The following is a 22,020-nucleotide window of genomic DNA, read 5'->3' as shown; positions in this document are numbered from 1 at the left end:
CACACCATGTCCCTGGACCACCGGCTGACCGCCGAGCACGAGGAACTGCGCCGCACGGTAGAGGCGTTCGCGCACGACGTGGTCGCGCCGAAGATCGGCGACTTCTACGAGCGCCATGAATTCCCGTACGAGATCGTGCGCGAGATGGGTCGGATGGGCCTGTTCGGGCTGCCGTTCCCGGAGGAGTACGGCGGGATGGGCGGCGACTACCTCGCGCTCGGGATCGCCCTGGAGGAGCTGGCCCGGGTCGACTCCTCGGTGGCGATCACGCTGGAGGCCGGGGTCTCGCTGGGCGCGATGCCGCTCCACCTCTTCGGCACGGAGGAGCAGAAGCGGCAGTGGCTGCCGAAGCTCTGTGCGGGCGAGGCGCTGGGCGCGTTCGGCCTGACCGAGCCGGACGGCGGCTCGGACGCGGGCGGCACGCGGACGACGGCGGTGCTGGACGAGGCGAGAGACGAGTGGGTCATCAACGGCTCGAAGTGCTTCATCACCAACTCGGGCACGGACATTACGGAGTTGGTGACTGTAACGGCCGTGACGGGCCGCAAGGAGGACGGCCGCCCCCGGATCTCGGCGATCATCGTCCCCTCCGGCACCCCCGGCTTCACGGTCGCGGCCCCGTACTCCAAGGTCGGCTGGAACGCCTCGGACACCCGCGAACTGTCCTTCACCGACGTCCGCGTCCCGGCGGCGAACCTGTTGGGCGAGGAGGGCCGGGGCTACGCGCAGTTCCTGAGGATCCTGGACGAGGGCCGGGTCGCGATCTCGGCCCTGGCCACGGGCCTGGCGCAGGGCTGCGTGGACGAGTCGGTGAAGTACGCGGCCGAGCGCCACGCCTTCGGCAGGCCGATCGGCGCCAACCAGGCGATCCAGTTCAAGATCGCCGACATGGAGATGCGCGCCCACATGGCCCGCGTGGGCTGGCGCGACGCGGCTTCGCGGCTGGTGGCGGGCGAACCGTTCAAGAAGGAGGCGGCGATCGCGAAGCTGTACTCGTCGACGGTCGCGGTGGACAACGCCCGCGAGGCGACACAGATCCACGGCGGCTACGGCTTCATGAACGAGTACCCGGTGGCGCGGATGTGGCGCGACTCGAAGATCCTGGAGATCGGCGAGGGGACGTCGGAGGTCCAGCGGATGCTGATCGCACGGGAGTTGGGGCTGCCGGCCTGAGTCGCGGCCCGCGGTCCCGATCGCTTCCGCACCGGCCGCCGTGGACTGGTTCACGGCGGCCGGGGGCCACTCCCACCCCGCCTTACTTCTTGCGGCGCTTGGTCGGCTTCTCCGGTTCCGGGGAGGGGGACGGGGACGTCGTGCGGAGCATGACCGTGTAGTTACGGTGCTCGAAGAGCCGCTCGATCTCCGGGATGCTGGAGGAGCCCACGCCGCAACAGGCGTAGTGCACGGTCAAGGGGGCTTCGTCGTTCCCCTGCGCCTGATGGGCGTCGGCGAGGTCGGCCACCTTGTCCCGCAGGGTGCCGCCCTCCACCGAGGTCGCGCCCTCGGCCAGATGCTTGGCCTCCAGAGGCATCAGCTTGTAGTTGATGACCTCCTGGCCCGCCGTGTAGGTCTTGGGAAACCCGTCGGGCATCGGCTTGCGCTTGTTGTTGGGGCCGACCAGTTCGAGGTTGTCCGCGGCCGGCGGCTCGCCGGACTCCACGAGCTTCGCCACCTCGTTCTCCAGCCAGGCACCCGGCGGGGCGTAGACGATCAGCTCGATGCCCTCCGGCACGGTGAAGGTCGCCTTGAGCGCGCGGCTGCGCGGGTTGTCGGGGTTCTTGGGCAGGCGCTGGTTGTCGCCGAACCGGCCGTGCCCGCTGATCACGGTGGTGCTCCGGCTGCTCGTGCTCGCTTCCGGCTCCCCGGTGTCCTCCCCCGGCATCCGCTGCACCGGCAGCGCCGCCCGGCTGTCGAGCATGCGGCACACGGCGGCGTTCCCGGCCGAGCGCTGCAGCTCCATCAGCCGGCCTCCGGTCTCCTGCACCGATGCGGGTGGCGTGGAAGCCGCGCGAGTCCCCGGCTGCAGGAGCCTGAGCGATCGGTGGCCCTCTTCCGCCTCTTCACGCGTGTGCATGAGCCACTCCCTTCGGTACGGAATCCACGCGGAGGGGCGCGGGAAGGGATCAACACTAGGGCGCCCGGACCGACGGCGGCAGAGCGCCGGGGCGGTGGTCGGGGACAGTGTCCCTTGCCCTCTCGGGCCACCGGGGGCGGCACCCTGCGGGCCCGGGGGCCGTACGGCGGAGAGAGTCCCCAGCTCCTGCCGTACGGACCCGGCAACGGTCGACCAGCAGCCCTACCGCCGTGCGGCCGGCGGCACCGCCACCCCCTCCTCCGTCACGTACTTCACGCCGGCCTCGCTCTTCGTGATCGTGAACGCGTCCAGGGTCTCCCCCACCTCCTTGTCCGTCGTCGACCTGTCATCCCACTTGGCGCCGATGACCGCCTCGTAGCGGATCGTGTCCTTCGAGACCGTGATGCCCTGGAACGTCGACGTGTGGGCCGCGCGGGCCACCTGCGTGGCGCCGTTGCGGGTCCAGACGTTGTCGTCGGCCGGGGACAGCTCGTAGTACTTCGGGCCCGCCATCGCGACTGCGTAGACCGGGCCCGTCGTCACGCCCGGGGTGTCCGTCGCGTCCGCGTTGACGTAGCCGCGGGCGTAGACGTGGTCGTGGCCCATCAGGACCAGGTCGATGTCGTGGCGCTGGAAGACCGGGAGCCAGGCGTCACGGATCGGCTTCTCGTCGCGGCCGACCGCTGCCGAGAAGACCGGCTGGTGGAAGGTGGCCACCGACCACTTGTTGGGGTTGTTCGCCAGGATCTGGTCGAGCCAGCGGGCCTGGAGGTCCAGCCAGAGCTTCTGCGGGTCCGGGCAGTCGACCGAGCAGGACGGGAGGTTCGGCGGGGTCATCAGCTCGCGTGCGTCGTGCGTGCTCGCGTTGAGGGTGATGAAGCGGACGTTCTGGTAGTCCGTGTAGTACGCCGTCTCCGTGATGGACTTCGCCATGTGGGCCTCGTAGGCCGCCCGTTGGCGCTCCGCCCCGCTGTCGTTCTTTGCCGGTACGGCGGTGGGGCCGTTGGCCGGGTAGGCGAACGTCGACTTCCACGTCTTCAGGAACAGGTCCGCGTTGTACTCGTGGTTCCCCGGTGCCGCGATCACATTGGTCGTCTGGCTGTGGCCGTTCATGGCGCCGAACCACTCGTCCCACAGGCCGTCGTTGCCGCCCGAGTCCACCAGGTCACCGGCGTTGACGCTGCCGATCGCCTGCGGGAAGCGCTTGTACGCCTGGTCGACGACCGGGGCCCACTTCGCCTTCAGGTCGTTCTGGGCGTCGCCGAAGTAGAGGAAGGTGAACTCCTCGCCCGGCTTCCCGGCCGAGGTGAAGGTGTACCGCCCGCTCAACTTGCCGGCGTGGCCCACCTGGTACTCGTACGCCGTCCCCGGCTTCAGCCGGTCCATCACCGCCGAGTGCGTGCGCGTGGGGATGCCGTTGCTCAGAAGTTCCTCGTTCGTGGTTGCCTTCGCCTTTCTCCAGGCCGAGTTGGAGCCCGCCTGACGGTACTGCGCCTCCCCCTGTGTCGTGCCGCTGCCCGTCCGCCACGTCACCGCCTGGGAGGTGGAGGGCGTGGTGGTCGGGGTGAGGACTATGCGCTCCGGGATGACGCCCGGCGCCTTCAGGTCCGGGTTGGTCGTCAGGGCCACGTCGAAGACGTGCATGATGCCCCGGTCCGTGCCCTGCGGCAGGACCACCGACTTCACGCGCTTCTTTCCGTCCAGCACCTGCGGGACCGTGCCGAAGACCACCGTGCGGGTGGTGTCCGACGTGCCGTTCACCTTGTTGCGGCCCTCCGTGGCCACCAACGGGGCATTGCCGTAGAGGTAGTTGGTGCCGGGCGTCCAGTCGGTGAACTGCACCGCCACGTTCTGCGTCGAGCCGTCCTCGTACTCCACCGACGCCAGACCCTGGGACGGGCCGTTGGTCGCCAGGCCGAGGAAGGAGATGCCCGTCGCCTTGATCCCCTTGCCGCCCCGGGCCGTGAGGTCGATCCGCTGGCCGTGCGGGATCCAGTTGTCCGGCTCGCCCGCCTCGGTCTTCGGCCAGGTGAACGTGGCTCCCGTGTCGCCCAGCGGCAGCTTCGCGCCGGGGGTCGCGCCCGCCGCCGCCAGCTTCTCGCGGGAGAGGGAGTTGTCGCTGAGGTCGAGCGAGCCGAGCTTGCCCTGACCGTCGGGGGTCGAGCCGATGTTGTTGCGGGCGTCGGAGCCCTCCGTGTACGACGGCGGTACGTCGGCCGCTCCCGTACCCCAGGTCGCAGGGGTCGCGCCCATCGTGAACGTCAGCTCGCCGCCCGCCCGCGCGAAGTCCTCGTTCAGCCAGGACCTGGTGGTGGACTTCCCATTGACCTTCAGGCCCGTGATGTAGGGCTTGTCGGCCGCCGCTCCCGCCGCCTTGACCGTGATCCGGCGGTCGCTGTCCGCGCTGTCGATCGTGATCCTGTCGAACATCGGTGAGCTGAGCACCAGGTTCGCCGTGCCGTACACCGTGGGGTTCATCCCCAGGTTCGCCCACACGTACCAGGAGCTCAGCGACCCCAGGTCGTCGTTGCCCGGCAGGCCCGACGGGGTCGCGCCGTACATCTCGTCCGTCGCCCGGCGCAGCACCTCCGACGTCCGGTGCGGCTGGCGCAGCCAGTTGTAGACGTACGGCATCGAGAAGCTCGGCTGGTTGGAGAGGTAGGCGCCCGTGGTGTTGTAGACGCCCGCGTCCAGGGCCTTGGTGTGCTCGTCCAGGTCGCGCGTGACCGGCTCGATGCCGCCGCGCTTCTCGATCAGCGTGCCGATGTTCTGCGGGACCATCCAGCCGTACTGGTAGCCGGTCGCCTGCTCGAACTGGTTCCCGCGCTCACCGAGGTTGAAGGAGCGGTCGAAGCCGTTGCGGCCGCGCGGGCGGATGCGGTCCGTCTCCGGGTCGAGCAGGTTCTGCCAGTTCTGCGCCCGCACCATGAACTGCTCGTGGGTCTTCTTCTCGCCCAGCCTGTCGGCCAGTTGGGCTATCGCGAAGTCGTCGATCGCGTACTCAAGGGTCTTGGATGTGGCCGAGTCGCCCTTGCCGTTGTCGATGAACCCTGCGCTGAAGTACTGCTGTGCGTGTGCCCGCTTGGTCGTGTCCGCGGGCAGCTGCTGCGTCTTCCGCATCGATGCGAGCGCCGCCTTGCGGTCGTAGTCCACGCTGCCGAACGCGTCGATGGAGGACAGCACCACCTGGAGCGAGTCACCGCTCATCTTCTGCTGCGACTGGTTCAGGTGCGGCCAGTTGGGCCAGGCGCCCGTCTGCTTCACCAGGTCCACCAGCGACTGGTTGATGTCGGAGCCGACCTTCGGGAAGAGCAGCGCGATGAGCTGCGCCTGCCCCCGGTACATGTCCCAGCCCGCGTACGTGACGTAGTGGTGCCGGCCGGGCGCCACCTTGCGGACCTTGCCGTCGTGGCCCGGGTACTGGCCGTTCACGTCATCGGCGGTGTTCGGGTGGAGGAGGGAGTGGTAGAGCGCCGTGTAGAACTTCACGCGCTCCGGCTTCGTGCCTCCGGTGGCCTTCACCGTGGACAGCGTGTCCTTCCAGACCTGCGCGGTCGACCTGCGGACCTGGTCGAAGCTCCGGCCACCGGTCTCCTCCTCCGCGTTGCGGGCCGCGTTCGCCACGCTGACGTAGCTGAGCCCGGTCCGCGCGGTGACCGTCGCGCCCTTCGGGAAGACGAGGTACGCCCCCGAGCCGTGCTTGGCCGCACCGCCGCGCGCGGTCGCCGCGCCCGGGGTGACCGCGCCGCCCTGCCAGGTGCCGTACGAGGTGAACGCACGGTCGAAGGTAGAGGAGAAGTAGGCGCGGTACCGGCCGCCCTCGTCGCACACCGACGCCGTCTCGACCCAGCCGCTGACCGTGCGGCCCTCGACCGTGACCTCGCTGTCGAAGACCCGGTTGTTGGAGCCCGCCACGTCCAGGATCAGCGTCGAGGAGTCCTTGCGGGCCGGGAACTCGTACCGGTTGACGGCGGTTCGGGTGGTCGCGGTCAGCTCCGTCTCCACGCCGTTGCCGAGGCCGACCGTGTAGTGGCCGGGGGCGGCCGTCTCGTCGCGGTGGTCGAAGTCCAGGTAGTACGGGTCGATCTTCGTGCCGGGGCTGGTCGGCAGCGCGCCCCCGTCGAGCGGACCGGTGTACGGGAGCACCGGGAAGTCGAAGGCGCTGAACCGGCCCTCGCAGCCGGTGCCGGACAGCCGGGTCATCCCGAAGCCGCGGATCTTGTCGGCGCTGTACTCGTAACCGCCCTTCTGGTCCCCGTCCGACGAGCGGTACGTCGTCGGGCTCGACTGGACCATGCCGAACGGGGTCGTCGCGCCCGGCCAGGTGTTGCCGTACGCGCTGTTGCCCTTGTTCTGGGCCGGGTCCAACTCCGTGCCGATGAACGGGTCGACCGCGTCGTACGGGCTGATGGCCGAGGCGCGCGGGGCGACATCCGTGGCGGCGGTGGTGGCTGTGGCGGTGGCCGGTGTGAGGCCGGCTACGAGCGCGCCGGACGTGAGCGCGGCCACGGCGACGGCACGCAGCCGGGCCCGTCTCCTGCGTGGTGCCGGGCGTTCGGCGGCGGTGGGTTCCCGCATGAGCGGTCCTCTCGGGGCAGACGGAAGGCGTGGATCGCCGACCCGGGGAAGGGGGCGGACAGAACGTATGACAACGTTGTCCATCCCCCGTCCGGGCGCAGGCACCACAGTGCTCGGCACAGTTTTCCCGCAGCGGGCCGCCAGGGGAAGAGCTGGGCAACAGCCCGTGTCCCGCGAGGCCGCGCCCCGGAGCCGATGGCGATGCCGTAGGGGCCGCACCCCCTCAGACGACAGGCGTCTCCGCGGCCTGGCGGCTGTCGTACTCCGCGCGCGCCCTGGCGATCTCCTGCTGGTGGCCCTCGGTCCAGTCGACCAGGGTCCGGATCGTCGTGTGCAGGGTCGCGCCCATCGGCGTCAGCTCGTACTCCACGCGCGGCGGGACCACCGGATAGACCGTGCGCCGCACCAGGCCGTCGCGTTCGAGCTGGCGCAGGGTCACCGTCAGCATGCGCTGGCTGATGCCGTCGATCAGGCGGCGCAGCTCGGAGAAGCGCAGCGTCCGGCGCTCCAGGTGCGCTATGGCGAGCAGCGACCACTTGTCCGCGACGCGGTCGAGGATCTGCCGCACCTCGCAGCCCTCGCGGACGTCCCACTGACTGATGTCGAAGTCCTGCTCGTCGCCGGTATCGCCGCAGTGACTCGGTGACTTCGAAGTGCCTTCTTCCATGGTCCCCCACAGTGCCGCATGCTTCGAGTGGTTACAAGAGGGAACCGACCAGCACTTCGGTAACTCACGTTCGATCCGCGCGGATTGAGCGCCGCTCCCCTCGAATCCCTTACTCCGGACCGCTGTTGCAGCGGTTCGCCATGCCCTCTTCCTCGTCCAAGGAGAAGTCCCGTGTCCACACCACCCTCCCCTTCGAGCAGCGGCACCGACCGCATGACCGGCCGCGCGTGGGGTGTGCTGCTCGTGCTCTGCGGTGCGATCTTCCTCGAAGGCATCGACGTGGCCATGCTGAACGTGGCCCTGCCCGCGATCCGCGCCGACCTGGGGCTGTCCACCGGCACCCTCCAGTGGGTGATGAGTGCGTACGTCCTCGGCTACGGCGGCTTCATGCTGCTGGGCGGCCGGGCGGCCGACCTGTTCGGGCGCCGGCGGATGTTCATCCTCTGGCTGGTGGTCTTCCTCCTCTTCTCCGGTCTCGGCGGACTCGCCACCGAAGGGTGGATGCTGATCCTCGCCCGGTTCGTGACGGGCATCGCCGCCGCCTTCATGACCCCGGCCGGTCTGTCGATCATCACCACCGGCTTCCCGGAGGGGCCGCAGCGCAACAAAGCCCTGCTCGTCTACTCCGGCACCGCGGCGGGCGGCTTCTCCATCGGGCTGGTCGTCGGCGGTCTGCTCTCCGCCGTCGACTGGCGCTGGGTGTTCTTCGCCCCGGTCATCCTCTCGTTCGGCATCCTGCTCGCCGCACTGCGGCTCGTCCCCAAGTCGCCGCGTCCCGACCGCACCGGGCAGGGGGTCGACCTGGCCGGAGCGGTCACCGTCACCCTCGGCATCCTGCTCCTCGTCTTCGGCGTCGAGCGGGCCACACACACCTCGGCCGCCTGGACAACGGCCACGATCGGCACCGCGCTCCTGCTCTTCCTCGCGTTCGTCCTCATCGAGCGCCGCTCGGCCTCGCCGCTGGTGCGCCTGGGCATCTTCCGCAACGGGTCGCTGGTCCGCGCCAACGTGTCGGGGCTGCTCTTCGCCGCGGGCTTCTTCGGCTTCCAGTTCATCGCCGTGCTCTATCTGCAGGAGCTGCGAGGCTGGTCGTCCCTCCAGACGAGCTTCGCCCTGATCGTCATCGGCGTGGACGCGGTCCTCTCCCCGCTGCTCACCCCCAAGCTCGTGGCGAGGTTCGGCAACGCACGGGTCATCTTCGGCGGACTGCTCCTCGCCTCCCTCGCGTACGCGCTGTTCCTGCCGCTCGGCGCGGACCGGACCTACCTCGCGATGCTCCCGAGCCTGGTCATGCTCGGTGTGGCCTTCTCACTGGCGTACGGTCCGCTGACGATCACGGCCACCGACGGCATCGCCGAGGAGGAGCAGGGCGTCGCGGGCGGGCTGCTCTACACCTCCTTCCAGTTCGGTGCCGCGATCGGCCTGTCCTCCGTCGCCGCCGTCAACATCGCTGCCACCGAAGGAACTACACCGGCTGCCCTGCTCGACGGCTACCGGGCGGCGCTCTTCGTCCCGCTGGCCGCCGCCCTGATCGCCGCCGCCGTCAGCGCCTTCGGGCTGCGGCGCCGGCCGGGCAGCCGGTCCGGGGCCGGGGTCCCCTCCTCCCCGGAATCCGTTCGACAGGCCGACCGGCCGTCGGGCAAAGTCCCTGCATGAACCACCGATACTGGCCCCTCCACGGGCTCCGGATCCGTACACCCCGCCTGGAACTGCGGCTGCCCGACGAGGCGCTCCTCGACGAGCTGGCCTCGGTCGGCGCCGGCGGGGTGCACGCCCCGGACACGATGCCGTTCACCGTGCCGTGGACCGACGGTGAGCCCGCCGAGGTCGGCCGGGCCACCTACCAGCACGTGCTGAGCACCATCGCCGGATGGACGGCCCAGGAGTGGCACCTCTCCCTGGCCGTCCTCCACGAGGGCGAGGTCGTGGGACGGCAGGACGTGATGGGCCGGGAGTTCGGTGTACGGCGCGAGGCGGTGACCGGGTCGTGGCTGGGCCTCGCCCACCAGGGGCGGGGCATCGGGACGGAGATGCGGGCCGCCGCCCTCCATCTGGCCTTCGAGGGGCTCGGCGCCCGGTACGCGGTCTCCGAGGCCAGGACGGACAACGGCGGCTCGCTGGGCGTCTCGCGGCGGCTCGGGTACGAACCCGACGGCCTCCAGGTCCAGGTGATCCGCGGGACGGCCACCACCCTGCAACGGCTGCGGCTGGACCGGGCCGGGTGGGAGAAGCACCGCAGCGTCGACGTCACCGTGGAAGGACTCGACGCCTGCCGCGCCGACTTCGGGGCCTGAGGGCCCCGGGGAGGGCAGGGCCAGGGCTATAGGAGGCGGGCCGGGGAGCAGGCGCCACGGGAGGCGGACCGGGGGCGGGCGCCATGGGAGGTCGGCCGGGGAGCAGGCGCCCTGGAAGGCGGGCCGGGCAATAGGCGCCACGGGAGGTGGGCCGGGGGCGGGCGCCATGGGGGCGCGCCCGCCCCCGGCCTTCCGGTGGGCCCGCCCCCGGCCTTCCGGTGGGGCGACACTCGCGACCAGGGCTCTCCCAACATCGTGACCGCTAACCAAGGTTAGGCTAACCTTCCTTCGGACTGCCGTCGCCGGAGCCGGGCCCGTCCGCCCGCCGCTCCCGGCCCGCCCCGGAGGAGCCCCGTTGACGACTGCCGCCGTGCCCCATGTCGCCCCGTTCCGGTTCTTCGACCTGACCGTCCTGCGGGTCAGGCGGCTCGGCCCCTCCATGCTCCGGATCACCCTGGGCGGGCCCGGGGCCGAGGGGTTCAGCGCCGGGGGCCGCGACCAGAGCCTGTCGATCTTCCTGCCGCACCCCGGGCAGCGCGAGGCCGTGGTGCCCGAGGGCGAGGACGGGGCCTGGTACCCGAAATGGCGGGCGCTGCCCGAGGACGTACGGGCGGTGATGCGGTCGTACGCCGTGCGGGCCCAGCGCGTGAAGGCCGACGGCTCCACCGAGGTGGACATCGACTTCGCGCTCCACGGTGACGGCGGCCCGGCCTCCCGCTGGGCACTCATGGCCGCGGCGGGCGACCCGCTCAAGGTGCTGGGCCCCGCGGTCGAGGACAACACCTCCGTGCGCTTCCGGCCGCCGAAGGACACCGACTGGGTCCTCATCTGGGCCGACGAGACGGCTCTGCCCGCCGCGTCCGCCGCCCTGGAGTGGCTCCCCGCGGGGATGCCCGCCCGGGTCTGGCTGGAGGTGCCGAAGACGGAGGACCGGCAGGCCCTCAACACCGCGGCCAAGGCCCGGATCAGCTGGCTCGTCCGGAGCGAGGGGGCCCTGCCCGCCATGGAGGCCGTGCGCGCCGCCGAGCTCCCCGAGGGCACCCCGTACGTCTGGATCGCGGGCGAGTCGTCCGAGGTGCGGGCGCTCCGCCGCCACCTGGTCCAGGAGCGCGGCTTCGACCGCAAGCGGGTCACCTTCGTCGGGTACTGGCGGCGCGGGCTCAGCGAGGAGCAGCTGCGGGCGGAGACACTCGCCCGGGCCGGGGACTAGCCACACGCACGCACACAGGGGCACCCCAAAAGTGAATCAAAGCGGACAACTTCCGCACCACCAAGGCCCGGGAAGAGCCGGTGATCGAGTTAGGTTAGGCTAACCTCACTTCGACATCGCGTCCCTCGTCCCCCCTTCCCCTGCCCGGAGGGACTCGATGAAGTTCCCCTCACCCGGGAGGACCCCTTCATGCGTTCGCACCTGCTCAACAACACGACTGCGGAGCAGTACCGGCGTACCGTCACCGCAGGAGTGGAACGGGTCGCGGCCAAAATCGCCGCCACCGACCGCCCCTTCAGCGGAGTCGGCGTCGACGAGCTCTCCCCCGTCGTCGACGCGATCGACCTCGACCGGCCGCTGGGCGATGCCACCGCCGCCCTGGACGAGCTCGGCGAGGTCTATCTCCGCGACGCCGTCTACTTCCACCACCCCCGTTACCTGGGCCACCTCAACTGCCCGGTCGTCATCCCGGCCGTCCTCGGCGAGGCGGTGCTCTCCGCGATCAACTCCTCCCTGGACACCTGGGACCAGAGCGCGGGCGGCACCCTCATCGAGCGCCGGCTGATCGACTGGACCACCGAGCGCATCGGCCTCGGACCGGCCGCCGACGGCATCTTCACCAGCGGCGGTACGCAGTCCAACCTCCAGGCCCTGCTGCTGGCCCGCGAAGAGGCCAAGGTCCGGCCCGAGCACTACACCCGGCTGCGGATCCTCACCTCCGAGTGCAGCCACTTCAGCGTGCAGAAGTCCGCCAAACTGCTCGGCCTCGGCCCGGACGCGGTGATCTCCGTCCCCGTCGACAGCAACAAGCGCATGCAGGCCGTGGCCCTCGCCCACGCCCTGGAGCAGTGCGTCGCCGAGGGCGCCGTCCCGATGGCCGTCGTCGCCACCGCCGGCACCACGGACTTCGGCTCCATCGACCCGCTGCCCGAGATCGCCGCGCTCTGCGAGCAGTTCGCCACCTGGATGCACGTGGACGCCGCGTACGGCTGCGGTCTGCTGGCCTCCCGTGAGCGCCGCGGCCTCCTCGAAGGCATCGCGCACGCCGACTCGGTCACCGTCGACTACCACAAGTCCTTCTTCCAGCCGGTGAGTTCCTCCGCCGTCCTGGTCCGCGACCGGGCGACCCTGCGCCACGCCCTGTACCACGCGGAGTATCTGAACCCGCGCCGGATGGCCGAGGAGCGGATACCCAACCAGGTCGACAAGTCCCTCCAGACGACCCGCCGGTTCGACGCCCTCAAGCTGTGGATGACGCTGCGCGTCATGGGCGCGGACGGCATCGGCGAACTCTTCGACGAGGTCTGCGACCTGGCCGCCGAGGGGTGGAAGCTGCTCGCCGCCGACCCGCGCTTCGACGTGGTGGTCCAGCCGCAGCTCTCCACACTCGTCTTCCGCCACATCCCGTCCGGCGTCACCTCCCCGGACCAGATCGACCGCGCCAACCTCTACGCCCGCAAGGCCCTGTTCGCCTCCGGTGAGGCGATCGTCGCGGGCACCAAGGTCGGCGCCCGCCAGTACCTGAAGTTCACCCTCCTCAACCCCGAAACGACCGTGGACGACATCGCCGCGGTCCTCGACCTGATCTCCGGCCACGCCGAGCAGTACCTGGGAGACTCCCTTGTCCGCGCTTCCTGAGCCCCACGACTTCATCGGGATCGGGCTCGGCCCGTTCAATCTCGGACTGGCCTGCCTGACCGAGCCGATCGACGAACTGAACGGTGTCTTCCTGGAGTCCAAGCCGGACTTCGAGTGGCACTCCGGGATGTTCCTCGAAGGGGCCCATCTCCAGACGCCGTTCATGTCGGACCTGGTCACCATGGCCGACCCGACCTCGCCGTACTCGTTCCTCAACTACCTGAAGGAGCGCGGCAGGCTCTACTCGTTCTACATCCGGGAGAACTTCTACCCGCTGCGGACCGAGTACAACGACTACTGCCGCTGGGCCGCCGCCAGACTGAGCAGCATCCGGTTCAACGAGACCGTGGAGGCGGTGACGTACGACGAGGGCAGCGAGCTCTACACCGTGACCACCGCCGCCGGGACCGTCCTGCGCTCCCGGCACCTGGTCCTCGGCACCGGAACCCCGCCGTACATCCCCGAGGCGTGCCACGGCCTCGGCGGGGACTTCCTGCACAACTCCCGTTATCTGGAGGGGAAAGCCGAGCTCCAGAAGAAGAAGTCGATCACCCTGGTCGGCAGCGGGCAGAGCGCGGCGGAGATCTACTACGACCTGCTCTCCGAGATCGACACGTACGGCTACCGGCTCAACTGGGTGACCCGCTCCCCGCGGTTCTTCCCGCTGGAGTACACCAAGCTCACGCTGGAGATGACCTCCCCGGAGTACATCGACTACTTCCACGCGCTGCCCGAGGAGACCCGCTACCGGCTGGAGACCGGGCAGAAGGGGCTGTTCAAGGGCATCGACGGGGAGCTGATCGACGCGATCTTCGACCTGCTCTACCAGAAGAACCTGCCCGGCCCGGTCCCGACCCGGCTGCTCACCAACTCGGCGCTGCTCAGCGCGCGTTACGACGAGGAGGGCGGCGCGTACAGCCTGGGGCTGCGCCAGGAGGAGCAGGGCAAGGAGTACGAGCTCACCACCGAGGGCCTCATCCTCGCCACCGGCTACCGCTACGAGGCGCCCGCGTTCCTGGCGCCCGTCGAGGGCCGGCTGCGCCACGACAGCCGGGGCCGCTTCGACGTGGCCCGCAACTACAGCATCGACACCACCGGGCGCGGGATCTTCCTGCAGAACGCCGGGGTGCACACCCACTCGATCACCTCGCCCGACCTGGGCATGGGCGCCTACCGCAACGCGTACATCATCGGCGAACTGCTCGGCCGTGAGTACTACCCGGTCGAGAAGTCCATCGCCTTCCAGGAGTTCGCGATATGAACCAGCCCCACAGCGAAGAAACCCCGGGAAAACCCGGCACGTTCACCGTCCGCCCCCTCGACCCCCTCGCCGACGCCGAGCTGGTGCACGGCTGGGTGACCCACCCCAAGGCCGCGTTCTGGCTGATGGGCGGGGCGAAACTCCAGGACGTGGAGCGGGAGTACATGGCGATCGCCGCCCACCCGCACCATGACGCGTTCATCGGCCTGCACGACGGCGAGCCCGCCTTCCTCATCGAGCGGTACGACCCCACCGAGGTCGAGCTGAAGGGCCTGTACGAGGCGGAGCCCGGCGATGTCGGGATGCACTTCCTGGTCGCGCCGACCGACACCCCCGTGCACGGCTTCACCCGGGCCGTGATCACCGCCGTGATGGATTTCCTCTTCACCGACCCGGCGGTGCGCCGGGTCGTCGTCGAGCCCGACGTCACCAACAGCGCCGTCCAGGCCCTCAACAAGGCCGTCGGCTTCGAGGTGCTGCGGGAGATCGCCAAACCGGAGAAGGACGCACTGCTCAGCGCCTGCACCCGCGAGCAGTTCGAAGCAGCAACCGGAGGAACCGACCGATGACGACCGCCCTCACCGACAGCGTCGCCCACCTCTCCCCGGACCGCTGGGCCACCGCAAACCGACTGCTGGTACGCAAAGCACTGGCGGAATTCAGCCACGAACGACTTCTCACCCCCGTTCCCGTCGGCGAGGGCCGCTACACCCTCCGTAGCGACGACGCGGGGACGGAGTACCGTTTCACCGCACGCCTCTTCGCCCTGGACCACTGGCAGATCGAGGCCGGGTCGATCACGCGCCACCGGCACGGGTCCGAAGTGCCGCTCGACGCGCTGGAGTTCTTCATCGAGCTACGGGTCGCACTCGGGCTGACCGAGGAGATCCTGCCGGTCTACCTGGAGGAGGTCTCCTCCACCCTGGCCGGAACCGCCTACAAACTCACCAAGGAACCGGCCACCTCCCGGCAGCTCGTCGCCGCCGGTTTCCAGGCCGTCGAGACCGGGATGACCGAGGGCCACCCCTGTTTCGTGGCCAACAACGGCCGGCTCGGTTTCGGGGTCGACGAGTACCGTGCGTACGCCCCCGAGGCCGCCTCCCCGATCCGGCTGGTGTGGCTGGCCGCCCGCCGCGACCGGGCCACCTTCACGGCGGGCGCCGGTCTCGACTACGACTCGCTGGTCGCGGACGAGCTGAGCGAGGAGACCCGGGAGCGGTTCGCCGCCACCCTGAGCTCCCTGGACCTGGACCCGGACGCGTACTTCCTGCTGCCCGTGCACCCCTGGCAGTGGTGGAACAAGCTCGCCGTCACCTTCGCCGGTGAGCTGGCCGAGCGCCATCTGGTGGTGCTCGGGGAGGGCGAGGACGCCTACCTCGCCCAGCAGTCGATCCGTACGTTCTTCAACACCGACCACCCCGAGAAGCACTACGTCAAAACGGCGCTGTCCGTCCTGAACATGGGCTTCATGCGCGGCCTCTCCGCCGCCTACATGGAGGCCACACCCGCCATCAACGACTGGCTGGCCGGGCTGATCGAGCGCGACAGCCTGCTGACCGCCGCCCGGTTCTCGATCATCCGGGAGCGGGCCGCGATCGGCTACCACCACCGGGCGTACGAGGCCGCCACCGCCAAGGGCTCCCCCTACCTGAAGATGCTGGCCGCGCTCTGGCGCGAGAGCCCCGTCGCCGGTCTGGCGCCGGGCGAGCGGGTCGCCACCATGGCCTCCCTGGTCCACACCGACCACGAGGGCCGCTCGGTGGCCGGGGCGCTCATCGAGGAGTCCGGACTCGACCCGCAGGTGTGGCTGCGGCACTACCTGGACGCCTACCTCGTCCCGGTGCTGCACAGCTTCTACGCCTACGACCTCGTCTACATGCCGCACGGCGAGAACGTGATCCTGGTCGTGGAGGACGGCGTCGTCACCCGCACGATCTTCAAGGACATCGCCGAGGAGATCGCGGTCATGGACCCGGACGCGGTGCTGCCGCCGAAGGTCGACCGGATCCGCGCCGAGGTCCCCGAGGACATGAAGCTGCTGTCGGTCTTCACCGATGTCTTCGACTGCTTCTTCCGCTTCCTGGGTGCGGGCCTGGCCACCGAAGGGGTCCTGGACGAGGACACCTTCTGGCGGACAGTCGCCGAGTGCGTGCGCGGCTACCAGGAGTCGGTGCCCTACCTCGCGGACAAGTTCAAGCAGTACGACCTGTTCGAGCCGGAGTTCGCGCTCTCCTGCCTCAACCGCCTCCAGTTGCGCAACAACCAGCAGATGGTCGACCTCAACGACCCTGCGGGCGCACTCCAGTTGGTGGGCCGCCTGAAGAACCCGATCGCGAAGTTCTGAGCGGTCGTCACAGACCGGTGAGCGCCCGGGGACGGTCCCCCGGGCGCTCACCTCTTTCCTCACGGCCCCCAGTCCACCTGCGGGGAACGGTAGAAGTCGATCCCCAGCGCGGTCAGCCGCGGCCCCTGGGCGGCCAGCCGCACCCGGTACGTCTCCCAGTCCCGGGCCGCCGCAGGTGACCAGCCGATCTCGGCGGCGCCGAGCAGCCGCGGGAAGGCCATCGCCTCGATCTCCGTGCTGTCGGTGAGCGTCTCGGTCCAGAGCGGCGCCCCCACCCCGAGGACGGCCTCCTGCGGAGCCCCCTCCAGGTAGGTCGCCGGATCCCAGTCGTAGGACCTCCGCACCTCCACCAGACCGGCCCAACTCAGCCCGAGCGGGGTGTCCTTGGTGTACTTCATGTCGAGGTAGACCCGGTCGGCCGGGGAGAGCACCAGCTTCGTGCCGCCCTTCGCCGCGTCCGCCACCTGCTTGCGCTCGGCGGCGCCCGTCCGGTCGTACCCCCAGTACTGCGCCACCGCGCCCTTAGCCGGCACCGCACCGGTCAGCTGGTGCCAGCCCATCACCGTCTTGCCGTACTTCCCGACCACCGCCTGGGCCTTCGCCATGAAGGCCACGTAGTCCTCATGGCTGGTGGCGTGCGCCTCGTCGCCCCCGATGTGGAGGTACTTCCCCGGGGTGAGGGCGGCCACCTCGCGCAGCACGTCGTCCACGAAGTCGTACGTCACCGGCTTGGACACGCACAGCGAGCTGAAGCCGACCGTGGTGCCGGTGTAGAGCGGCGGGGCGATCCCGTCGCAGTTCAGCTCGGCGTAGGAGGCGAGGGCGGCGTTGGTGTGGCCGGGCAGGTCGATCTCGGGCACGACCTCCAGGTAGCGGGAGGCGGCGTACCGGACGATCTCGCGGTACTGCGCCTTCGTGTAGTACCCGCCGGGTCCGCCGCCGACCTCGGTGGAGCCGCCGTAGGTGGCGAGCCGGGGCCAGGAGTCGACGGCGATCCGCCAGCCCTGGTCGTCGGAGAGGTGCAGGTGCAGCTTGTTGACCTTGTAGAGGGCGAGCTGGTCGATGTACCGCTTCACCTCGGCGACCGAGAAGAAGTGGCGCGAGACGTCCAGCATCGCGCCCCGGTAGCCGTAGCGCGGCGCGTCGGTGATGGTGCCCCCCGCGACCTTCCAGGGCCCCTTCTGCCGGCTGTCCGCCTCCACCCGGTCCGGGAGGAGCTGGCGCAGCGTCTGGACGCCGTGGAAGAGCCCGGCCGGGGTGCGGGCGGTGATGGTGAGCGCGGCGGGCGTGGAGCGCAGCCGGTAGCCCTCATCGCCCAGGGACCGGTCCCGGGCGCCCAGCTCCAGCCGGATGCCCCCGGGGCCCGGCCGGTCGGTCACGGGCAGCGCGTAGCCGGTGGCGGGGCGCAGGAGCTCCGCCAGGTACGCCCCGATCCGCCGGACCTCACCGGAGCCGCCCGCCACCCTGACCGGGGTCGTGGAGGTGATGGCGTACGGGGAGCCGCCCGGCACCACCTTCGCGGGGACGGGCACCAGCTGCCCGAGGGGGCGGGGTGCGGAGGCGGCGGCGACGGAGGAGGTCGCGGCGGTGGAGGAGAGGGCGGCCGCCACGACGATCAGCAGCGTGCCGAGGAGGGCGGGGAGGGGTCTGCGCCGGGCCGTGCGGGGAGGTGCGGTCTGCCGGGTCGTGCCTGGGGTCTGCCGGGTCGTACGTCGCTGTCGCACAAGCCTGTCCCTTCGACGGGTCCACCTGCGGATCCAACGGGCAACCGAACGCCGCCCATGCGTATCGCGGAGCCGTGGACGGGTCAAGGACCGGGGGCCGCCCCCGGCCACCGGCTGGCAGAATCGCGGGCATGGCAGAAATCATCCAGCGCGACGGCACATGGACGTTCGACGGGGAGACGGTACGCATCGTGCCGGGCGGCAAGGCGCACCCCGTCCGGCTGGCACTGGGTGAACTCGCCGTTCCGGTCGAGGCCTTGGCGGGCATCTCGTTCGAGCAGGACCGCAAGGGCGGCCGGCTGCGGCTCCGGCTGCGCGGTGGCGCCTGCCCGGTGCTGCGGGCCGCCGACGGGCGCCTCAAGGACGGCTCCGACCCGTACGTCCTGGCCGTGGAGAAGGACCGTACGGGGGTGGCGGAGTACTTCGTCGACGAGGTCCGCAACGCGCTGCTGATCGAGCAGGTCCCCGAAGGGCCGGTGGACCGCTTCCTGCTGCCGGGGCCCGCGCTGCCGGTCTCCGGCGGGGGCGGCGACGGCACGGCGTCCTTCGACGGCGAGACCGTCCGGCTCACCTGGAACTGGAAGGCCGAGGAGGCCAAGACCGCCGGCGGTCCGGTCTCCTTCCCGCTGTCGCGGATCGCGGGGGTGCGCTGGCTGCCCTCGATAGGCATGGAGAACGGCTCCCTGCGGTTCGAGCCGGTGGAGGGCCCGGTCCCGGCCCCGCCGAAGTACGACACGTACTCCCTGGATCTGTGGGGGCTGTCCAAGAAGGAGTACACGGCGGTCCTGGTCGCGGCGGCGGTCCTGGCCCGGCTGCCGCAGGCCCGTACGGCGGCCGTGGAAGCGCCCGCCGGGCCCCCGGCCCTCACCAAGACGCCCGCCCCCGCCTCCGTCCCGGCGGCGGACGATCACGACGTGCTGCTGCGCCGGCTGCGGGAGCTGGGCGAGCTGCACCGGGCCGGGGTCCTCACCGACGAGGAGTTCAGCACGGCGAAGCAGGCGATCCTGAGCCGGATGTGAGCCACATGTGACCCGGAATGTGAGCCGCACCTCATCCATGTGACCGATTCGAGCACCTTTCCAGCCCCCTCCTGCCCGATATCGGGCAGATTTCTTGCGTAAGGGCGCTCCGACAAGCAATATCGACGCGTGCTTGAACGCCGCTCGTCGCACGACGACCTCATCGATCACCTCGTACGCTCCACCGCGCTCCAGCGCGGCGAGGCGGCCCGGGTGATCCTCGACGTGCTGGCGTACTTCGACGAGGGCACCGACGACTTCGTCCGGCGCCGCCACCGCGAACTGCAGTCCGGCGGCCTGGTCAACACGGAGATCTTCGAGCGGATCGCGGCCGAGCTGCCGCACCGCGCCGTGGCGCCGCCGGAGCTCTCGCTCCGCCAGCTGCGCCGCATCGTCTACGGCTGACCGGCCACGGCCGGTAGCCGGGCGCCCGTGCGGGGCGCCGAACGCATGCGTGTACGTGTACGTCGAGGAGGGGCAGAGAATCCATGTGCGGAATCGTCGGATATATCGGAAAGCGTGATGTCGCACCGCTGCTGCTGGAAGGCCTGCAGCGGCTGGAGTACCGGGGGTACGACTCCGCGGGCATCGTCATCACCGGCAAGGCGGCGGCGGGCAAGCCGGGCGCGCTGAAGATGGTCAAGGCCAAGGGCCGGGTCCGCGAGCTGGAGGCCAAGGTCCCCAAGCGGTTCGCCGGCACCACCGGCATCGCGCACACCCGCTGGGCCACCCACGGCGCCCCGAGCGACGAGAACGCCCACCCGCACATGGACGCGGAGAACAAGGTCGCCGTCGTCCACAACGGGATCATCGACAACGCCTCCGAGCTGCGCGCCAAGCTCACCGCGGACGGCATCGTCTTCCTCTCCGAGACCGACACCGAGGTGCTGGTCCACCTGATCGCCCGCGCCCAGGCCGAGACCCTGGAGGAGAAGGTCCGCGAGGCGCTGCGCTCGGTCGAGGGCACCTACGGCATCGCCGTGCTGCACGCCGACTTCAACGACCGCATCGTGGTCGCCCGCAACGGCTCCCCGGTCGTCCTCGGCATCGGCGAGAAGGAGATGTTCGTCGCCTCGGACGTCGCCGCCCTGGTCGCCCACACCCGCCAGGTCGTCACGCTGGACGACGGCGAGATGGCCACCCTGAAGGCCGACGACTTCCGTACGTACACGACGGAGGGCTCGACCACGACGGCCACGCCGACCACCGTGGAGTGGGAGGCCGAGTCGTACGACATGGGCGGCCACGACACGTACATGCACAAGGAGATCTCCGAGCAGGCCGACGCCGTGGACCGGGTCCTGCGCGGCCGGATCGACGACCGGTTCTCCACCGTCCACCTGGGCGGTCTCAACCTGGACGCCCGTGAGGCGCGCGGGGTGCGCCGGATCAAGATCCTCGGCTGCGGCACCTCGTACCACGCGGGCCAGATCGGCGCCCAGCTGATCGAGGAGCTCGCCCGTATCCCCGCCGACGCCGAGCCGGCCTCCGAGTTCCGCTACCGCAACCCGGTCGTGGACCCCGACACCCTGTACGTCGCGGTCTCCCAGTCGGGCGAGACGTATGACGTGCTGGCCGCCGTCCAGGAGCTGAAGCGCAAGGGCGCCCGCGTCCTCGGCGTGGTCAACGTGGTCGGCTCCGCGATCGCCCGGGAGGCCGACGGCGGTACGTACGTCCACGCGGGCCCGGAGGTCTGCGTGGTCTCCACCAAGTGCTTCACCAACACCGTGGTCGCCTTCGCGCTGCTCGCCCTGCACCTGGGCCGGATCCGTGACCTGTCGGTCGCCGACGGCAAGCGGATCATCGAGGGGCTGCGGAAGCTCCCCGGGCAGATCAGCGAGATCCTGGCGGGCGAGGACGAGATCAAGCGGCTCGCGGCGGAGTACGCGGACGCCAAGTCGATGATGTTCATCGGCCGGGTGCGCGGCTACCCGGTGGCCCGTGAGGCCTCGCTGAAGCTGAAGGAGGTCTCGTACATCCACGCCGAGGCCTACCCGGCCTCCGAGCTGAAGCACGGGCCGCTCGCGCTGATCGAGCCCGCGATGCCGACCGTGGCGATCGTGCCGGACGACGAGCTGCTGGAGAAGAACCGGGCCGCGATGGAGGAGATCAAGGCGCGCAGCGGCCGTATCCTCGCCGTCGCGCACCAGGTCCAGGAGAAGGCGGACCACACCATCGTCGTACCGAAGAACGAGAACGAGCTGGACCCGATCCTGCTGGGCATCCCGCTCCAGCTCTTCGCGTACCACACGGCCCTCGCGATGGGCCGGGACATCGACAAGCCGCGCAACCTGGCGAAGTCGGTCACGGTCGAGTAGTCGGCCGGCAGGACGTACAACGAGTCGGGCCCCGGCACCGTCGTGAGAACGACGGTGCCGGGGCCCGACTCGTTGTGCTGCAAGGCCTTCTGGCGGCCCCTCAGGGGCTTCCCACGACCTTCCGGGTCCTCAGGGGATGACGATGACCGGGCGCTGAGCGCGGCGGGCGAGGCGGCCCGCCACCGAGCCGAAGATGCGGCCGACGATGCCGTGGGTGGAGCCGACGACGATGGCGTCGGCGGAATACTCGCGGCCGACCTCCTCCAGCTCGTGGCAGATGTCGCCGCCGCGCTCCACCAGCACCCAGGGCACGTCGGAGAGGTAGTCCGCGCAGGCCAGCTCCAGGCCGAGGACCTCGGTGCGGTGGTCGGGGACGTCGACGAAGACGGGGGGTTCGCAGCCCGCCCAGACCGTCGTGGGGAGCCGGTTGGCCACGTGGACGATGATCAGGCCGGAGCCCGATCTGCCGGCCATGCCGATCGCGTAGGCCAGGGCCCGCTCGCTGGAGGTGGAGCCGTCGAAACCGACCACGACTCCGTGCCGGAAGGCGGGATCGCACGCAGGGCGCGCTTCTTCGACCGTCCGCGGCTCCGACCGGGGGTCGGCTACCTGCTTGCGGTCTGCGGGTTCAGGGATTTCGTGACCGGCCATCGGTGTCTCGGCGAAGAGAGTCCTCGTGAGGAGGGAGCGGTTTCGAGAGGTGCGTCTGCAGGTGGAGAGCTCTGTCCGGGAATCATCTTCCCAACCCCATACCCCCAAGGGTACGGCGTCACTCCTCCACCGCCCAGACCCCCGCAAAAGCACGCGTGACGTTGGAGGGAGCATGCCCGAGGTGGTCCGGGATGGCAATGCCGGTTGTGTCGTACACGGGCCTCGGAGGCTCCGGACGAGGG

16 protein-coding genes are annotated in these 22,020 nt (G+C 70.3%); 11 read left to right on the top strand and 5 right to left on the bottom strand.

The window, feature by feature from the left end:
- Positions 1 to 6 precede the first annotated feature (6 nt).
- Complete coding sequence (locus IE264_RS01230; protein WP_032758490.1) at positions 7 to 1,173, top strand: acyl-CoA dehydrogenase family protein; 1,167 nt, start codon at positions 7 to 9, stop codon at positions 1,171 to 1,173.
- 82 nt (positions 1,174 to 1,255) lie between these two features.
- On the opposite strand, the gene IE264_RS01225 is transcribed toward IE264_RS01230, so the two are convergent.
- The 3 genes from IE264_RS01225 to IE264_RS01215 all read right to left on the bottom strand — a co-directional run bounded on the left by IE264_RS01225 (position 1,256) and on the right by IE264_RS01215 (position 7,319).
- Positions 1,256 to 1,960 (bottom strand): putative adhesin, encoded by a 705-nt coding sequence (locus IE264_RS01225; RefSeq protein WP_032758489.1) that lies wholly within the window; start codon positions 1,958 to 1,960, stop codon positions 1,256 to 1,258.
- A 336-nt stretch (positions 1,961 to 2,296) separates the two neighbouring features.
- Positions 2,297 to 6,652, bottom strand: coding sequence for a GH92 family glycosyl hydrolase (locus IE264_RS01220; protein ID WP_032758488.1), 4,356 nt, complete (start codon positions 6,650 to 6,652; stop codon positions 2,297 to 2,299).
- A gap of 223 nt (positions 6,653 to 6,875) precedes the next feature.
- Positions 6,876 to 7,319 carry a winged helix-turn-helix transcriptional regulator gene (locus IE264_RS01215; protein WP_032758487.1) on the bottom strand — a complete coding sequence of 148 codons (444 nt, stop codon included), beginning with the start codon at positions 7,317 to 7,319 and terminating at the stop codon, positions 6,876 to 6,878.
- A gap of 213 nt (positions 7,320 to 7,532) precedes the next feature.
- On the opposite strand from IE264_RS01215, the gene IE264_RS01210 reads away from it, so the two are divergent.
- From IE264_RS01210 to IE264_RS01180, 7 genes are all read left to right on the top strand, one after another.
- Positions 7,533 to 8,975, top strand: coding sequence for an MFS transporter (locus tag IE264_RS01210; protein WP_032758564.1), 1,443 nt, complete (start codon positions 7,533 to 7,535; stop codon positions 8,973 to 8,975).
- Positions 8,972 to 9,613 (top strand): GNAT family N-acetyltransferase, encoded by a 642-nt coding sequence (locus tag IE264_RS01205; RefSeq protein ID WP_032758486.1) that lies wholly within the window; start codon positions 8,972 to 8,974, stop codon positions 9,611 to 9,613. Before IE264_RS01210 ends, IE264_RS01205 begins: the two co-directional genes overlap by 4 nt.
- Positions 9,614 to 9,968: 355 nt before the next feature.
- A complete protein-coding gene (locus IE264_RS01200; RefSeq protein ID WP_032758485.1) occupies positions 9,969 to 10,823 on the top strand; it encodes a siderophore-interacting protein in 855 nt (284 codons plus the stop codon).
- A gap of 189 nt (positions 10,824 to 11,012) precedes the next feature.
- The gene (locus IE264_RS01195) at positions 11,013 to 12,461 is read left to right on the top strand and encodes a pyridoxal phosphate-dependent decarboxylase family protein (protein ID WP_032758484.1); all 1,449 of its coding nucleotides are present in this window, start codon (positions 11,013 to 11,015) and stop codon (positions 12,459 to 12,461) included.
- On the top strand, positions 12,445 to 13,722 hold the full coding sequence (locus IE264_RS01190; protein WP_015608698.1) for a lysine N(6)-hydroxylase/L-ornithine N(5)-oxygenase family protein: 1,278 nt from the start codon (positions 12,445 to 12,447) through the stop codon (positions 13,720 to 13,722). The genes IE264_RS01195 and IE264_RS01190 overlap by 17 nt, the downstream gene beginning before the upstream one ends.
- The gene (locus tag IE264_RS01185; RefSeq protein ID WP_015608699.1) at positions 13,719 to 14,291 is read left to right on the top strand and encodes a GNAT family N-acetyltransferase; all 573 of its coding nucleotides are present in this window, start codon (positions 13,719 to 13,721) and stop codon (positions 14,289 to 14,291) included. The genes IE264_RS01190 and IE264_RS01185 overlap by 4 nt, the downstream gene beginning before the upstream one ends.
- On the top strand, positions 14,288 to 16,066 hold the full coding sequence (locus IE264_RS01180) for an IucA/IucC family protein (protein WP_032758483.1): 1,779 nt from the start codon (positions 14,288 to 14,290) through the stop codon (positions 16,064 to 16,066). Before IE264_RS01185 ends, IE264_RS01180 begins: the two co-directional genes overlap by 4 nt.
- Positions 16,067 to 16,125: 59 nt before the next feature.
- On the opposite strand, the gene IE264_RS01175 is transcribed toward IE264_RS01180, so the two are convergent.
- Positions 16,126 to 17,790 carry a beta-N-acetylhexosaminidase gene (locus tag IE264_RS01175; RefSeq protein WP_373301899.1) on the bottom strand — a complete coding sequence of 555 codons (1,665 nt, stop codon included), beginning with the start codon at positions 17,788 to 17,790 and terminating at the stop codon, positions 16,126 to 16,128.
- Between the two features lie 131 nt (positions 17,791 to 17,921).
- Here IE264_RS01175 and IE264_RS01170 point away from each other — a divergent pair, with 131 nt between their 5' ends.
- The 3 genes from IE264_RS01170 to glmS all read left to right on the top strand — a co-directional run bounded on the left by IE264_RS01170 (position 17,922) and on the right by glmS (position 21,127).
- Positions 17,922 to 18,809 carry a DUF4429 domain-containing protein gene (locus tag IE264_RS01170; RefSeq protein WP_032758481.1) on the top strand — a complete coding sequence of 296 codons (888 nt, stop codon included), beginning with the start codon at positions 17,922 to 17,924 and terminating at the stop codon, positions 18,807 to 18,809.
- A 129-nt stretch (positions 18,810 to 18,938) separates the two neighbouring features.
- Positions 18,939 to 19,214 (top strand): hypothetical protein, encoded by a 276-nt coding sequence (locus IE264_RS01165; protein WP_015608703.1) that lies wholly within the window; start codon positions 18,939 to 18,941, stop codon positions 19,212 to 19,214.
- A gap of 83 nt (positions 19,215 to 19,297) precedes the next feature.
- Positions 19,298 to 21,127, top strand: a complete 1,830-nt coding sequence (gene glmS, locus IE264_RS01160; RefSeq protein ID WP_015608704.1) for a glutamine--fructose-6-phosphate transaminase (isomerizing) — start codon at positions 19,298 to 19,300, stop codon at positions 21,125 to 21,127.
- A 129-nt stretch (positions 21,128 to 21,256) separates the two neighbouring features.
- On the opposite strand, the gene IE264_RS01155 is transcribed toward glmS, so the two are convergent.
- Positions 21,257 to 21,778 carry a universal stress protein gene (locus IE264_RS01155; protein ID WP_015608705.1) on the bottom strand — a complete coding sequence of 174 codons (522 nt, stop codon included), beginning with the start codon at positions 21,776 to 21,778 and terminating at the stop codon, positions 21,257 to 21,259.
- Positions 21,779 to 22,020 lie beyond the last annotated feature (242 nt).

Source organism: Streptomyces microflavus (assembly GCF_014650075.1).
Taxonomy (GTDB): Bacteria; Actinomycetota; Actinomycetes; order Streptomycetales; family Streptomycetaceae; genus Streptomyces; species Streptomyces microflavus.
This window is presented reverse-complemented; position numbering and strand designations above follow the sequence as displayed.

Coding starts and splice junctions, on each gene's coding strand:
- IE264_RS01210 (WP_032758564.1), top strand. CDS start 7,533: ATGACCGGCCGCGCGTGGGGTGTGCTGCTCGTGCTCTGCGGTGCGATC.
- IE264_RS01215 (WP_032758487.1), bottom strand. CDS start 7,319: ATGGAAGAAGGCACTTCGAAGTCACCGAGTCACTGCGGCGATACCGGC.
- IE264_RS01170 (WP_032758481.1), top strand. CDS start 17,922: ATGGCAGAAATCATCCAGCGCGACGGCACATGGACGTTCGACGGGGAG.
- IE264_RS01185 (WP_015608699.1), top strand. CDS start 13,719: ATGAACCAGCCCCACAGCGAAGAAACCCCGGGAAAACCCGGCACGTTC.
- IE264_RS01205 (WP_032758486.1), top strand. CDS start 8,972: ATGAACCACCGATACTGGCCCCTCCACGGGCTCCGGATCCGTACACCC.
- glmS (WP_015608704.1), top strand. CDS start 19,298: ATGTGCGGAATCGTCGGATATATCGGAAAGCGTGATGTCGCACCGCTG.
- IE264_RS01230 (WP_032758490.1), top strand. CDS start 7: ATGTCCCTGGACCACCGGCTGACCGCCGAGCACGAGGAACTGCGCCGC.
- IE264_RS01195 (WP_032758484.1), top strand. CDS start 11,013: ATGCGTTCGCACCTGCTCAACAACACGACTGCGGAGCAGTACCGGCGT.
- IE264_RS01225 (WP_032758489.1), bottom strand. CDS start 1,960: ATGGAGCTGCAGCGCTCGGCCGGGAACGCCGCCGTGTGCCGCATGCTC.
- IE264_RS01180 (WP_032758483.1), top strand. CDS start 14,288: ATGACGACCGCCCTCACCGACAGCGTCGCCCACCTCTCCCCGGACCGC.
- IE264_RS01220 (WP_032758488.1), bottom strand. CDS start 6,652: ATGCGGGAACCCACCGCCGCCGAACGCCCGGCACCACGCAGGAGACGG.
- IE264_RS01155 (WP_015608705.1), bottom strand. CDS start 21,778: ATGGCCGGTCACGAAATCCCTGAACCCGCAGACCGCAAGCAGGTAGCC.